Below are 13,806 nucleotides of genomic sequence, written 5' to 3' on the forward strand. Positions count from 1 at the left end.
GTCTCCGCATCAGCACCGGCTCCCGCCCCGCTCGACGCAGGTTGCCGTAGGCCACGCGCCCCTGTCGTCATCGGCGTCGAGCAGGGGCCCGCTTTCGGACGCTTTCGGACAGCGGTGTGCTGGGGGGGGCTGGACCTGCGAAGCAACTCGGCCGATCCGCACCAGCCATGGCCGGAGCCGAGGCGTCGTGGCGCGCCGGTCAGCCGGTGCGCTGGTCAGGGCTTCGGGACCTTCGCGCGGCCGGGGGCGGCGACCTTGCGTACGGCCGCGGCGACGGCGCGGAAGTCCTTCTTCAGGATCGTACCGTGGGTGCTGGCGACCTTCGGGTGGATGGTGATGTTCGGGTTGCGGGCGGCCACCGCGGGGAGGGTGGCGCGGTGCCGTTCGTGCTCGCCATCCTTGCTTCCGAAGGACTTCCCCGAGGCGATCACGTACCGGGTCGGGACGGTGATGTTGTCCAGCACGGGGTCCAGGTTGCGGGCGAGTACGCCGCCCTCGATGTTGCTGTTCGCCATCTGCTCGGCGGTCATCCGCGGGGTCAGGCCCGTCGGGCGCAGCAGCACCATGAGCGGGCTCAGCCGCCGGAACAGCTTCCGGATCCGCTGCTCCATGGCCTCGTCCAGCCAGTCGTCCGGTTGCGCGCCCTCGACCAGGACCGCGCCCACGGTACGGCCGGGATTCCGGCTGGCCCAGTGCGCCGCGAGGAACGCTCCGTAGGACCAGCCCACCACCAGCGCCCGGTCCACACTCCTGGCCGCGAGAACGGCATCGACATCCCGCAGGTGCGTCTCGAACGAATTGGGGTCTGCCGAACGCTTCGACTTGCCGCGGGCCCGCATGTCGTAGGTGATGTGCCGCCACCCCGGCCCCAGTTCGGCGATGACCCTCCGCCAGTACCCCTGCGTGGCGAAGTGGCCGTTGAGGTAGAGCACAGGGATGCCGGGACCGCCGGTGTCGGTGACAGCCAGGGCCGAATCGTCCACTGGCAGCATGCCGGTCCACGGTGAAGTGGTCGAGGACGTACCGTTCTTCGTCATGTGTTCCTCCTTGGTTGCGTGAGGTGTCGTACGCGACGTCTCTTCGGTGCCGCACGTGGTGCGCGGGCCTGGGCCTGGTCGCGGTCATTCCCCCGGAGGGGGCCGCTCCCGTCCCTCGCTGTTGTGAGGGGCCCGGCGCCCCGCGGCGCCGAGCCCCTCGAAGACGGCGTGAGCGCTTGCCTTGAGCCGGTCATGCGGCTGATCGCGGAACGTGGCGGCGTCGAAGGCCGGCCGGAGCCTGGTCGGGGTCTGCTATCGGGCCGGCCTCGACCAGGCAGGCAGGCGGGTCAGTCGTCGATTGCCTGGTAGAGCGTGGTCCAGAAGTCGTGGATGGCCCGCGCCGAGTCCGGGGTGGACATCCCGACCTGGGTGAGCAGGATGCCGACGAGCTGGTTGTGCGGGTCGGCGTAGGTGGTGGTGCCGGATCCGCCGTCCCAGCCGAACTGGCCGACGGGCGCGTAGTCACCTCGGTAGGTGCGCACCGCCATCCCGAAGCCCCAGCCGCCGTGCTGGCCTTGGCCGTAGGCCAGGTGGACGGCGTTGCGGGCCAGGGTTTCCCGGGCGGCCAGTTGCTCGGCGGGGAGGCTGTTGGTGGTCATCAGCTCAACAGCGGCCCGGGACAGGATCCGCTCGCCTGCGTGCATGCCGCCGTTGAGCAGCATCCGGAAGTAGGCGTGGTAGTCGTCGGCGGTGGAGTCCAGTCCGCCACCGCCCGAGGCGAAGGCCGGGGGCTTGCTGTGGTGTCCCCCTTCGGCCGGGTCCTCCACGGTGAACTGTCCGGTCTGCGGGTCGGGGGCGTACAGGGGCGGCAGCCGGTCGATCTTGTCGGCGGGCACGTGGAAGCCGGTGTCCTTCATGCCCAGCGGGGCGAAGAGGCGCTCGCGCAGGAACGACTCGAAGGACTGGCCGGTGACCCTGGCCACCAGCACGCCCAGCACGTCGTTGCTGATGTTGTACTGCCACCGCTGGCCGGGCTGGTACATCAGCGGCAGTGTGCCCAGGCGGCGCATCCACTCGTCCGGCTCGACCGCCGGCAGCAGCCATCCGTTCTCGCCGTAGACCCTGCGCTCGAAGAGCGCGCCCATCATCGGGGAGCCCATCGCCGTCATATCCAGTCCGAGCCCGAACGTGGAGGTGAGCAGGTCCCGTACGGTGATCGGGCGTCGCGCCGGCTCGGTGTCGTCCAGCGGGCCGTCGGGCCGCTTGAGCACCTGCCGGTCGGCCAGTTCCGGCAGCCACGGGTCTACCGGGTCGTCCAGCCGCAGCCGGCACTCGTCCAGCAGGACCATCGCCGCCGCGACCGCGACCGGCTTGGTCGTCGAGGCCATCCGGAAGATCGTGTCCCGGCGCATCGGCGCGCCACCGTCATGGCGCATCGTCCCGATCGCCTCGACGTGCGTCTGCTCGCCCCGGCTGACCAGGGCGACCAGCCCGGGGATCTTCCCGGAGTCGACATACCGCGCCAGTACCTCGCGCAGCCTGCGCAGCCCTGCTTCGGAGAAGCCGCTCTTGCCTGTTCCCCTCATCAATCCCCCTGCATAAGAGTGTTGGATACACACAGTGTTCGAACTTGCGAAACCCGTCCCGGCGTGGCGCTCATGGGCTGTGTGTGGCCGGTGCCCGGGCTCGCTCGGTGTGCTCAGTTCGCAGCCCTCAGGCCGCGCATGGATGAAGTGTTCATGACATACACGCTCGTCAGGCGTGCCTTCGGGAGGCCCCCCCCGAGCCGATGGTGGGGAAGTCGGCTACGGCGCGACCGTACGCACGTCCATTCCCCGTAGCCGGCGCTCTGTAGCCAGCGCTCTTTTGTCTCAGCTCGTCGCAGGCCGCAGACGCCGGGACGGCAACAACTGCCGTCCGGCGTCGCACTGCCTCCCGGAGTCGTGCACATCGAAAGGCGCCGAGAGCCGTGGCGCCGCCCGAACTGCCGTCGAGATGCTGCTCCTTGCCGTGTACGAAGCCATGGCCGGGCATGACTCCATGGCCGCGTAGCGCAGAAAGCCGATGACAGTGCTGCCCGATGCCGGGCGCGATGCGCTGGGCCGTTTTCAGGCCGTCTTGCCTGCTTTTCCGGTGCCTCAGCCGGCGGCGCGCTCGATGGCGTCGGTCAGCTGCTTCCGCGTGCGGGCGGGGACGTAACCGCCCTCCGAATAGTTCTGGGCGAATGTCTTGACGAACTCCGTCGGGTCCTCGCCGACGATCTCGCGGATCGACGTTCCGTCCGCCGCGGCCCGTTCAAACAGGTCCGCGAGGTCTTCGAACATCGACTCGGCGCTGTCGCTGTCGGCCGGTACGAAGTGCATCAGGTACCGCTCGATCGCTTCGACCGCCGTGCGGTGGTTCTCGGGAAGCTCCTTGACGCGCGCCTTGTACGCCCGCCAGCGCTTCTTGGGCCCGATCACCTTCGCGATGATGCCGCTCTTTTCGACCTCGGACATGGTCACTTTCCCCCTTCGCGGAGCTGTTCCAGTCGTTCCGTGAGGAAGCTCCAGGTCCTCCAGAACTCTTCGAGGTACTCCCGCCCTTGAGCGTTGAGGGAGTGCACCTTGCGGGGCGGCCCCTTCTCGGAGGGGACCTTCTCCACGTCGACGAGACCCCGCTTCTCCATCCTGATGAGCAGCGCGTAGACGGTCCCTTCGGCGATGTCGGAGAAACCCTGCTCCCGCAGCCGTGCCGTGATCTCGTAGCCGTAGGCGGGCCGGCCGGACAGGGACGCGAGAATGACGCCCTCCAGCGTGCCCTTGAGCATCTCCGTCAGCAGCTTGGCCATGGAACACCTCCTTCCCGAGCTATTCGGTGTCGTTGAGTACTGGTAGAACGTAACACTGACTACCGGTACTCGGCAAGACCGAATAGCGGAGCCGTGAGCCGGCGCCGCAAGCCAGCACCGCACGCGCTCAACTCAGCAGCAGTACCGGCGGGATGGGCGGGCCGCAGACGTCCGTTGCTGTTCTGCCTGCGAAGGCGCCGCAGCTGGTGTGGAGGTGCCCGATTGGATCTCTGCTCCTTGGTGACCGTTGTCTACCGGTCCATCTGGCACGACAGTGGCACGGCGGCCGATGCGTCCCGGGCCGGACCATTTCCGCAGACGCTGGAGCGCTGCGTGCCACAGGCACTGCTGCCGACGGGATCCGGATTGCTTGCGCGAAGGGATGCTCCTGCCGGGGCCGAAGTACGGGGTGCCCAGCCGCCCGCTTTGGGCCATGGCATGGATCGCCGCACAGGACCTCGGCGAGGTGCGCTTCAGAGGCACGGCCACCGAGCCCACGGCTTGGAAGCGGAGCCGCACGAACGCCGCCCCACTGCGTCCGGATACAAGCAGATACAAGGTCCTTCCCGCGCGCCCAGCTCTCGCGCCGCGGATCCCTCCTGCGGTGGCCGGCCCATGCACCGCAGTAACCGACAACAGCTCCGGCGATCGCCGGAACTGCCGCGGCAGCCACACAGCCGAGTCCGTCCGATGCGGCACAGGCAACGTCGACTGCGGCTTCTGTATCTCGACGACTAAGCCGACCCCGGGGCCGCAACAGTGTCTGCTTGCAGCCCCGGGGATTTCTCATTTCTTAACGTACAGGTCCTGGTAAAGCGCCCAAACATCGGCGATCTTCACCATCTTCCCGTGGCAGGCATAGTGTCGCCACTTTCCTCCACGTGCTCCTCGATCGCCTTCCTTTCGGCAGGAGGCATCGTCGCCCATAAGTGTACGTTCAAGAACATATCCGGCTGGGGGCCTCCAGTCCGCCTGGGTCCCGCTGGGCCCCGTCACAGCTGACATCGACTGGGCCGACACCGCCTGCGCGCTGCCCTGAGCGGAGATGGCGCATGCAACGCCCGCTGTGACCAAGCCTGCAGCCGCAACAAAATTTTTAATCTTCACAAGTTTCCCTTGCCAACAAGATCCTGGCCAGGCCACGCGCCTGTCTCTGACGGGCTTCGCCCCGGGCCGAACGGGTGGACGTCATCACGCCCCGAGTCAAGACCACAAGAGAGATTTTCGGCCACCCATTGCAGAGTCATCCGGACTTCAACATTCCGAATGGGTGCAAGAAAACCGCCGCATAGGCATGAGGGCCTCCGAGTTCGACGCGCATGCATGTCCCGGATTGTGCCTGAATGCACATATAAATCATGTTGAAAACTGCACTAAGTCCACTTCGAGCGCCAAGACGCGCAACGATCAGCCACGCTTTTGCAACGAAGGTGTATTACGCCAAACCTCGGGCGGTCCTAGACTCAGCGCCGTTGATCTTTGCTGGTCACGGCGTTAAACGGGGGCACTTCCGTGTCAGAACCAGGTTCAGAGCTGACCACTCTGGCCACTACGTCAAGAAGCTTTGCGCTCTTTCGGCGCAAACAAGTCGAACAGCTCATCTCGGAAGGCGGCCAGGGGCAAGGGGGTTCGCTGCACCGCTCGTTGGGCGTGTGGCAGCTCACGATGCTCAGCGTCGGTGCGACGCTGGGCACCGGAATTTTCGTCGTGCTGGGGCAAGCCGTACCCAAGGCGGGCCCCGCGGTTGTCATTTCCTTCGTCATCGCGGGGCTGACGGCCCTGTTCTCGGCGTTCTCATACGCGGAGCTGGCCGGCGCTGTGCCGGTGTCCGGGTCTTCGTATTCGTACACGTACGTCACGCTTGGAGAACTCGCCGCCTGGATCTGCGGGTGGTGTCTGATCCTTGAATACGGGGTGTCAGTCGCAGCCGTAGCTGTGGGCTGGGGCCAGTACCTGAACGAGCTCTTGGACGGAACCCTCGGGGTGACGATCCCTGCCGCACTGGCCTCACCGCCAGGTGAGGGCGGCTACTTCAACCTCACGGCCTTGCTCGTTGTACTGCTCGCAATGGTCTTCCTGCTAGGCGGAGCAAGGGAAAGCGCCCGCGCGAACGCCATCATGGTTGTCGTGAAGATCGCGACGCTGGCGCTCTTCTGTGCTGTGGCATTCCTGGGTATCCGGGCCGGCAACTATGCGCCGTTCATGCCGCTTGGTGTGGCCGGCGTCAGCGCTGCAAGCACGACACTCTTCTTCTCGTACGTCGGCTTCGACGCTGCTTCCACGGCAGGCGAGGAAGCGCGCAACGCGCAACGGGACCTTCCGCGCGCCATCATGCTCTCCCTCGCGATCGTCACGTTGCTGTACTGCCTCGTGGCCGCGGCCGCCGTAGGTGCCACGCCCTGGCAAGGCTTCAAGGGTTCGGAAGCCGCACTTGCCGAGATCATGAAAAGTGTCACCGGCCAGAGCTTCTGGGCCGTGCTGCTGGCAGCCGGCGCCGTCGTAGCCATCGCCAGCGTGGTACTGACCGTTTTGTACGGACAGACGCGAATTCTTTTCGCGATGTCGAGGGACGGATTGATCCCTAGGGTGTTCGCACGAGTCCACCCTCGCACGGGCGCTCTGCGCGCGAATACGGTGATCGTGTCGCTCTTCTGTGGCTTCCTCGCCGCCGCGGTGCCTCTGGGGCAGCTCGCCGAGGCTACGAGCATCGGCACCCTGTTCGCCTTCGCTCTCGTCAACGTCGCCGTGATCGTTCTGCGGCGGGCCCGCCCTGACATGCCGCGTACTTTTCGCGCCCCCCTGTTCCCCCTTGTCCCGGCTGTCGGCTTCATCCTGTGCGTGTGGAGGATGTTCGACCTTGACGCCGTGACGTGGGAGGTCTTCGGGATTTGGATGGCGGCGGGACTCGCCTTCTATTTCGGGTACGGCAGACGTCGCTCCAGGCTGGCGACAGCGGAAGAGTAATCCACCCATCGTGCGTAAGAAGAACGACATTGACGAGAGCATAGTGCGGGCTTTGTCCGGAGACGCTCGCCGTTCCTATGCGGATATCGGTGTTGAGGTAGGCCGTTCTGCCTCAGCCGTCAAACGCCGTGTGGACAAGCTGTGCGAGGAAGGCGCGATCCTGGGCTTTACAGTCCGGATCAATCCAGACTCGGCCAGTCGGCAGACCGAGGGAATCATCGAGCTCTACTGCCACCGCAATACGACACCCGAGATGATCCGACGTGGATTGTCGAACTACCCCGAAGTGGTATCTGCATCCACCGTCACGGGGTACGCCGACGCCCTGGTGCACGTCTCCGCGTCAGGAACCAGACACTTCGAGCAGATACTGAAGCGCATCGAAGATGAACCTTTAGTTGAACGCACGAAATCCTCTCTCGTTCAGTCACCGCTCATTCGGAGAATTGACGCCTGCTCGCCCGCGAATTAATGCGCAACGAACCCGTGCAGCGCATTAATTTAACGAACCCCTGTCGCGAACTCCAATCATTTTGTGATTTCTGACACTTGCCAAAATCGCTCCCTCTTGTAAAGTCGTGAGCGGCGCTTATGGTCACGGATTTGAAATCTCAACTCCGGCTATGAGTGCATAATTCAAGAGGGGAACAAAATGAAGAGGATCAAGCTCGTTATCGCGGGAGCAGCGGTGGCCGTTTGCGCCACGGCCGTTACGGCGACCAGTGCATCTGCGGAATCTCCCAGCAAGGGCGAAACCGCTGCAGTTGCCTTCCAGGAGGCGGCCACCAAGCCGGAGAACGTTGTCGGCGGTGACGGCCGTATGGAACCGCGTTGCGGCTGGGCCGGCTTCGCCAGGGGCGTTGCCCAGGGGGTCGTCGGAAACGCGGCCTACGAAGCCGCGAAGTATGCGATGAATCACCCGGCGAAGCCGAAGGGCTACTTCATGAGGGGCGGAATTCCTGTCCGCTCGGAAGTCAGTGCTTCCGCAATGTCTCGCGCATTCGACTGACGATAGAAAGACCGCTTGATCATTCCTGTGCGGCGGGCACGTACGTCGGGCCCGCCGCACAGCCTCGCCCGGAAGGCATCTGGAACGGTGGAAGATTCGAGTCCTGAAAGTGCGCCGCTCGCGCAATGGAACAGAACCAGGAGGCGTACTCTCTTGGCAGTTGGCGCTGCCGTCCCCCTTGCATTGTCCTTTCATTTCGGCATGACGGCTCTTTATGAAATGCCGTTCAACCCGGTCAAGGAGAAGTACGGCGAAGAAATTACTTCGTACATCTTTCCGTACTTCGTCCAGGATTGGCATCTGTTTGCGCCTGACCCCATAGCTAAGGACAGGGGCGTGCTCGTGCGGGCTAAAAAGCGTCAGCCGGACGGATCGACAGTCACCACACAGTGGACCGACGTGACGTCACCGGCCCTGCAGCAACTTTATGGCGAGCGGTTCTGGCCTTCCAGGGAGATCCGTGTTGCTACCGGCCTGCCGCAGCTACTCGAATCCTGGCGCGATCCTGAACTCGAAAAGTTGAGAAATAAGAACCAGGTGGCCGATAGTCCGGGCAAAGGGGTGAAAACAGGCAAGAAGGAGAAGGAGGATCCTCCCCTCAGCGAGGGTGAAAAAGATTCCCGAGACGAGGCCATCCGATTCGCCCAGTCGTTCGCCAGCACTCAAGCAAGCAAGCTCTGGGGGCCGGATGTCGAATACGTGCAGGTCCGGATCGTAACCAACGAATTCCCCAGGTTCTCGCAACGCTACGCGCGAGACGCCAAGGGCAAGGTTTCTTACTATGATCTGGCGTGGATGAAGCCGGTTAAGGTTGAACGATGACGGAAACAGAAATCCGAACCGGTGCCGGGGACAATGCCGTATTGTCCAGCATGAAGACGATGGCTTACGACCTGCTTGAGAGATTCAGCGGCAGACGGCAGGCACTGGTCGGAGCGGCCCTCACGAGAATTGTGTTGGGGGCTATCGGGCTCTACTACTATCTGCGGGACTATTTGCACCGAAGCTTTCTCTGGGGGCCTGAAGGTGTCTGGCCCTGGGAGAACTTCACCGGATCGCACAACGGCGGGTTCTCCGTGTACTCGCTCAGCAGATCCGAGACATGGTTCCAGTTGGCGTTCCATGCCGGTGCAGTGATCGCCCTGCTGTTCATGCTGGGCTGGAAGACCCGGGCGATGACGGTCCTGCACTACATCTTCCTTTGGTCCCTTCAGCAAAGAAATCCTCTGCTTCTGGACGGTGGTGACAACGCAACCGTCATCGCCCTTGTCTTCTTCGTATTCATCGATTCCGGTTCCCGCATCTCGCTGGATGCCCGGCTGCGCCGCCGGAAGCAAGTGAAGCCTGATGCCGGATCCATGAGGTACCGGATCGCATCGCTCCTGCACCACGCCGGCTTGCTGGCCGTCATTCTTCAGGTCTGCACGATCTACCTCGTTTCGGGAATGTACAAGGTTCAGGGCGAACGCTGGCAGAACGGGACCGCCCTCTATTACGTCCTTCGCGTGGGCGAGTTCGGATGGCCGGGCGTCAATCACCTCATCTACGAGCACGCCACCCTGGTGGTGGCAATGACATACGCGACCGTGTTTTTCCAGCTCGCGTTCTCGTTCCTCCTGCTGAAGCGTTCCTTGCGGCCCTTCGCTGTCACCTGTGGGATTCTCCTGCACCTGGGAATAGCCATTTTCATGAGCGGGCTCATTACATTCTCCTTGACCATGATTGCACTGGAATTGCTCATCATGGGAGATGGGCACTACCGCCGTCTTGCCGCAAAGGTGCAAAAGGTAGTCGGTAAGCGCGGCCGCCTCGAACCAGCGATTAACGTCGTCTGAGGTAGGCGTGGCATCAGAATCAAGGACGGTCGGTGTGAGGTTGGCCTATATGGTGCGCTACCAGCGCCTCGGCCTTCTCCTACTGGGCATCACGTTTATGGTTGTGCTGGCCTCCTGGATATTCTTCACACCCCGTCCGGCAACTCTCAGCAGCGCGACGACAGGCGACGCCGCGCTCGCCGCTCAGGTACGGGCGGCGGCGGGCGGCGGACGCGGATATCGTGGCCTCGCTGTAGCCGCCATCAACCGCGACCGGGTTCGTTTCGCAGGACTGGGAGACTCAGGCAACCCCAAGCGACCAGGTGTCGACAAGTCCACGGTTTTTGAGGCCGGTTCACTCGGAAAGCCGATGACGGGCATGCTCCTCGCGGAACTCGCGGCCCGAAAGAAACTGCGCCTTGACGTGCCCCTGCAGAAGCTCCTGCCCGACATGCGTTTTGGTGACCCTGCACTGGGCTCGGCCACCCTCCGGGACCTGGCAAGCCATCGGGCCGGGCTCGACCTGATGCCAGCGAACCTCCATATATTCATGCGCGGAGTGGAGCTGCGAATCATGGGCAAGGACCCCTATCGGGGGATGACTGAAGCGGACGTCTTTACGGCCGGGCAAAATGCCGGTTCCAGCGGAACGGGGACATTTCGCTACTCAAATCTTGGTATGGCGCTTGCCGGCCAGACGGCCGCTCGTGTCGTGGGCCAGGAATATGAAGTGCTCCTGCGACAGTACGTGCTTGCGCCATTGAAAATGAGAAGTACCCGAATGGTCCACTCTGACGCGGCTGTACCACGTAACAGCGCGACGGGATATAAAGCCAACGGTGCTCATATGCAGCACTGGCTGACATCGGGCTACACGCCGGCCGGCGACATCTGGTCGACAAGTGAAGACCTCGCACGCCTCGTGCTGGCCGAGCTACAGAGCACGGCACCAGGTGCCGAAGCAGCTGTGCCACGGTTCGATGCTGCTGACGCTGGGAAGATTGGGCTGGGGTGGTACACCACCCGCATGCAGGGTCGAGAAATCACTTGGCATAACGGCTCAACCGGGGGATTTGCTTCCTATATGGGGTTCGACCGGTCCAGCCACCAGGGTGTAGTTGTTCTCTCCAATACGGATCAGCCTGTCGACGCTATCGGGAAACGTTTGCTGGGGCTCGCTCCCGAAACGGAGTATCCTGCACATGGCCTCTCTCAAATGGTGCTGACAGTGCTGTGCAGCGTAGGGGCAGCAGGTCCTGTTTTCTTCGTGGCATGGCGTAGATTCCCCAGGAAGATATACCATGTACATTTCGGCTTCAGTATCGCTTTCGGGGTCACTCTTCTTTTCATCGTGCGGCGCATCGGTGACTGGCTCTCTGTTCCGTCAACAGTGTGGGCATTGGGCGGCGCGCTCCTGGCCGTCGGCTTCTTGCTGGGCGTCAGCCGATGTCCCCGAACGGACCGCGATCAACGGTCGGACATCAGAACGGCTCTGTCGGCAGCTCGATACGAGGTTGTCCTTCTGTCGCTGCTTCTGCTCGTCATCTCCGTCGAGCTCTGAGAGAGAAGGTACGAGACATCCATGAGCCGCACCGACGCAGCCGTTGTGGGCACAGGGCCCAACGGCCTGGCGGCCGCAGTGACCTTGGCCCGCGCCGGACTGCACGTCGAGCTATATGAGGCCGCGGGAGATATCGGCGGAGGACTGCGCAGCAAACCGCTCTTCGACAGCGAAGTAGTCCATGACGTCTGTGCGGCTGTACACCCGATGGCTGCAGCTTCACGGTTCTTTCGCGAGTTCGACCTCGCTGCCCGCGGCGTGGAACTCCTGCATCCCGAGATCAGCTACGCCCACCCTCTGGATGGCGCCCACGCGGGCCTCGCGTTTCGCGATCTGGATGCCACCTGCGAGCATCTTGGCCGTGACGGGGGTCGCTGGCGGGCGACGATGGAGCCTCTGCTCGGTCACAGCGCCGGTGTCGTGGACCTGATCCTCTCTGGCCAGCGCGGAATTCCCCGTGACCTTGTTGCTCCCTTCTTGCTGGCTCCCAGAGTTCTCGCCCACGGCAGTCCTCTCGCCCACGGATTGTTCCGTACTGAGCAGGCACGGTCGTTGCTAACTGGTGTCGCTGCGCATGCCGTTGGGAGACTGCCCAGCATCGCTGCCGGTGCGGTCGCCCTGCTGCTGGGGCACCTCGCGCACGGCACAGGTTGGCCCATTCCGCGGGGCGGCAGTATCCGTATCGCCCAGGCCATGGCAGAGGACATCACGGCGCATGGAGGCGAGATCCACACCGGGCGGCACATCACCGATCTGCGGGAACTCGAACACGCCGGCACTGTGCTGCTCGATACCAGCCCGAAGGGCTTGGTACGGATCGCCGGCGCCAGGTTGCCCGTGCGCTACATCCGTCGCCTCGCGCGCTTCCACTACGGACCTGCCGCCGCCAAGGTCGACTTCCTTGTCTCTGACCCGATCCCCTGGGCCGACCCTGAGGTGGGCAGGGCCGGGACGGTCCATCTAGGTGGCACGCAGCGTGAGATGTTCCGCCAGGAGACCCTGAATGCAAAGGGCATTGCCACCGCCGAGCCGTTCGTACTCGTCGTTGATCCCATGACAGCCGACCCCGGGCGGGGTTTGCCCGGCAAGCGCCCGGTGTGGGCGTACGCGCACGTACCGAACGGCGACACGCGGGACCCCGTCGAGATCGTGCGCACCCGCATCGAACGCTATGCCCCTGGATTTACCGACACCATTCTTGCCCAACAGGGCATCTCTGCCGCCGCATACGAGGCGTACAACCCGAACTACGTGGGCGGGGACATCGCATCCGGGGCCATGACACTCGCACAGAGCATCCTGCGCCCGGCGCCCCAGATCGACCCCTACCGCACCCCCTTGCGGGACGTGTATCTGTGCTCGGCTTCCACCCCGCCTGGCCCCAGCGTTCACGGTATGTCCGGCTACCTCGCTGCTCTTTCGGTCCTGCGCCGTAAGTACGGGATCCGGACTGCACCGTCCCTTGCGCCGCGCTACCGAGCCCAGAAGCCTCGTATCGACTGAACGGGATAGTTCCGGCCTGAGTCGGTGCCCCGGGCAGGACCTGACATCCCTCCGGCGTAAGAAGGATGGCCCGGACGGGCAAGCCACCTTTGACAGGGTGGGGTGTAAAGCTTACTTTCCATCCATGCGGAATGAGGTTCGCCGCCTGCGAGTTGCCCTAGGGCTCTCCCAGCAAGCACTGGGTGCGGCATTGGGGGTTTCCCGGCAGACAGTGAACGCGATCGAGCAGGGCCGCTACGACCCGTCGCTACCGTTGGCCATACGACTCGCCCGACACTTCGGGCTCACCGTTGAGGAGATCTTCCATGTTGACGACGCCTAGCGCCCGCCGCGCGGCGACCCGGTGGGCCGTTCTCGCGGTGACCTTGGTCGGGGGAGCGGCCATGGCAGTAATCATGGCGGTGCGTGGTGAGATCGCTCTGGCCATCGTGCTGCCGCTGATCATCATCGGGTACGGATTGTCCGTCACCTTGTTTGCGGGGCACAGCGACATCGCCGCGCAGTTCAGCGGGCACGAGGAGGATGAACGCCGCCGCCTGATCAACTGGAGGGCGGGGGCGACGACCGCGAACGTGCTGATGCTCGTGCTTGTGTGCGGCACATTCTACGAGCTGATTCACGGTGAATTCGGTGGCACGTTCTCGCGGTTGAGTGCACTTGGCGGCATTTCCTACGCAGCTGCTTCAGCGACCTACACGCGGGCTGGAGTGAAGCATTCGATCGATCCGGCCGAATGACCCTCCCTCAGCAGGCTGCAGTGATGACGGCCTCGCCCGATCCGACTGCGGACCGAGCGGCAGCCCCGAGCGGAACCGGTCGGCGCGGGCAGGCCGGCGCCCGGGGCGGCGCTGCCCCGTCGCACGAAGTTCGGGGCCGCCGGCCGTTCGCCGGGCCGGGTCAGCCCGCGTTGGCAGCGGATCTTCCGTCCGGCCAGGCCAAGTTCGGTCATCAGATGGGCGACTGTGTTCGCCGAGACACGCCAGTCCTCGCGGACCAGGACGAGCCGGACCTTCGGGGAGCCGTAGGTGTCGCCGGAGCCCTTGAAGATCTGCCGGACCGCGTCGACAGCCGTCCGCGCCGGACCTCACACGCGGTGGTGGGCTTGTCGCGCCACTTGTAGAACCAGGACTGCGGCATGCCCAGGAGCT

The 13,806-nt window shown here is 64.1% G+C and carries 13 protein-coding genes and 1 pseudogene; 9 read left to right on the top strand and 5 right to left on the bottom strand.

The annotated features are described in order from the left end of the window. Positions 1-215 precede the first annotated feature (215 nt). From ACRAS8_RS18745 to ACRAS8_RS18760, 4 genes are all read right to left on the bottom strand, one after another. Positions 216-1,037 carry an alpha/beta fold hydrolase gene (locus tag ACRAS8_RS18745; protein ID WP_438487197.1) on the bottom strand — a complete coding sequence of 274 codons (822 nt, stop codon included), beginning with the start codon at positions 1,035-1,037 and terminating at the stop codon, positions 216-218. A 287-nt stretch (positions 1,038-1,324) separates the two neighbouring features. Next, positions 1,325-2,563, bottom strand: coding sequence for a serine hydrolase domain-containing protein (locus tag ACRAS8_RS18750; protein WP_438487198.1), 1,239 nt, complete (start codon positions 2,561-2,563; stop codon positions 1,325-1,327). Between the two features lie 552 nt (positions 2,564-3,115). Beyond that, the gene (locus ACRAS8_RS18755) at positions 3,116-3,475 is read right to left on the bottom strand and encodes a DUF1048 domain-containing protein (RefSeq protein WP_438487199.1); all 360 of its coding nucleotides are present in this window, start codon (positions 3,473-3,475) and stop codon (positions 3,116-3,118) included. Between the two features lie 2 nt (positions 3,476-3,477). After that, on the bottom strand, positions 3,478-3,807 hold the full coding sequence (locus ACRAS8_RS18760; protein ID WP_438484759.1) for a PadR family transcriptional regulator: 330 nt from the start codon (positions 3,805-3,807) through the stop codon (positions 3,478-3,480). Between the two features lie 1,533 nt (positions 3,808-5,340). Here ACRAS8_RS18760 and ACRAS8_RS18765 point away from each other — a divergent pair. The 9 genes from ACRAS8_RS18765 (at position 5,341) to ACRAS8_RS18805 (ending at position 13,395) form a co-directional block, all read left to right on the top strand. Continuing rightward, complete coding sequence (locus ACRAS8_RS18765; protein ID WP_438490529.1) at positions 5,341-6,771, top strand: amino acid permease; 1,431 nt, start codon at positions 5,341-5,343, stop codon at positions 6,769-6,771. 10 nt (positions 6,772-6,781) lie between these two features. Beyond that, the gene (locus ACRAS8_RS18770) at positions 6,782-7,243 is read left to right on the top strand and encodes an Lrp/AsnC family transcriptional regulator (protein ID WP_438487200.1); all 462 of its coding nucleotides are present in this window, start codon (positions 6,782-6,784) and stop codon (positions 7,241-7,243) included. A 180-nt stretch (positions 7,244-7,423) separates the two neighbouring features. Next, a complete protein-coding gene (locus ACRAS8_RS18775) occupies positions 7,424-7,780 on the top strand; it encodes a hypothetical protein (RefSeq protein WP_438487201.1) in 357 nt (118 codons plus the stop codon). A gap of 15 nt (positions 7,781-7,795) precedes the next feature. Then, positions 7,796-8,602 (top strand): DUF5819 family protein, encoded by an 807-nt coding sequence (locus ACRAS8_RS18780; RefSeq protein ID WP_438487202.1) that lies wholly within the window; start codon positions 7,796-7,798, stop codon positions 8,600-8,602. Then, positions 8,599-9,615 (top strand): HTTM domain-containing protein, encoded by a 1,017-nt coding sequence (locus tag ACRAS8_RS18785; RefSeq protein ID WP_438487203.1) that lies wholly within the window; start codon positions 8,599-8,601, stop codon positions 9,613-9,615. Before ACRAS8_RS18780 ends, ACRAS8_RS18785 begins: the two co-directional genes overlap by 4 nt. Before the next feature lie 49 nt (positions 9,616-9,664). Further along, on the top strand, positions 9,665-11,155 hold the full coding sequence (locus ACRAS8_RS18790) for a serine hydrolase domain-containing protein (RefSeq protein WP_438487204.1): 1,491 nt from the start codon (positions 9,665-9,667) through the stop codon (positions 11,153-11,155). Between the two features lie 21 nt (positions 11,156-11,176). Beyond that, positions 11,177-12,658 (top strand): phytoene desaturase family protein, encoded by a 1,482-nt coding sequence (locus ACRAS8_RS18795; RefSeq protein WP_438487205.1) that lies wholly within the window; start codon positions 11,177-11,179, stop codon positions 12,656-12,658. Between the two features lie 124 nt (positions 12,659-12,782). Continuing rightward, a complete protein-coding gene (locus tag ACRAS8_RS18800) occupies positions 12,783-12,980 on the top strand; it encodes a helix-turn-helix transcriptional regulator (RefSeq protein ID WP_438487206.1) in 198 nt (65 codons plus the stop codon). Between the two features lie 61 nt (positions 12,981-13,041). Beyond that, positions 13,042-13,395, top strand: coding sequence for a hypothetical protein (locus ACRAS8_RS18805; RefSeq protein ID WP_438487207.1), 354 nt, complete (start codon positions 13,042-13,044; stop codon positions 13,393-13,395). On the opposite strand, the pseudogene ACRAS8_RS18810 reads toward ACRAS8_RS18805, so the two are convergent. Continuing rightward, a pseudogene (locus ACRAS8_RS18810) lies at positions 13,350-13,712 on the bottom strand (IS3 family transposase); the annotation flags it as partial. The gene ACRAS8_RS18805 and the pseudogene ACRAS8_RS18810 sit on opposite strands and share 46 nt — an antisense overlap. Positions 13,713-13,806 lie beyond the last annotated feature (94 nt).

Origin of the sequence: Streptomyces sp. S186 (assembly GCF_051603415.1) — a bacterium.
GTDB lineage: Bacteria > Actinomycetota > Actinomycetes > Streptomycetales > Streptomycetaceae > Streptomyces.

Coding starts and splice junctions, on each gene's coding strand:
- ACRAS8_RS18795 (WP_438487205.1), top strand. CDS start 11,177: ATGAGCCGCACCGACGCAGCCGTTGTGGGCACAGGGCCCAACGGCCTG.
- ACRAS8_RS18745 (WP_438487197.1), bottom strand. CDS start 1,037: ATGACGAAGAACGGTACGTCCTCGACCACTTCACCGTGGACCGGCATG.
- ACRAS8_RS18750 (WP_438487198.1), bottom strand. CDS start 2,563: ATGAGGGGAACAGGCAAGAGCGGCTTCTCCGAAGCAGGGCTGCGCAGG.
- ACRAS8_RS18800 (WP_438487206.1), top strand. CDS start 12,783: ATGCGGAATGAGGTTCGCCGCCTGCGAGTTGCCCTAGGGCTCTCCCAG.
- ACRAS8_RS18760 (WP_438484759.1), bottom strand. CDS start 3,807: ATGGCCAAGCTGCTGACGGAGATGCTCAAGGGCACGCTGGAGGGCGTC.
- ACRAS8_RS18790 (WP_438487204.1), top strand. CDS start 9,665: ATGGTGCGCTACCAGCGCCTCGGCCTTCTCCTACTGGGCATCACGTTT.
- ACRAS8_RS18785 (WP_438487203.1), top strand. CDS start 8,599: ATGACGGAAACAGAAATCCGAACCGGTGCCGGGGACAATGCCGTATTG.
- ACRAS8_RS18775 (WP_438487201.1), top strand. CDS start 7,424: ATGAAGAGGATCAAGCTCGTTATCGCGGGAGCAGCGGTGGCCGTTTGC.
- ACRAS8_RS18755 (WP_438487199.1), bottom strand. CDS start 3,475: ATGTCCGAGGTCGAAAAGAGCGGCATCATCGCGAAGGTGATCGGGCCC.
- ACRAS8_RS18805 (WP_438487207.1), top strand. CDS start 13,042: ATGGCAGTAATCATGGCGGTGCGTGGTGAGATCGCTCTGGCCATCGTG.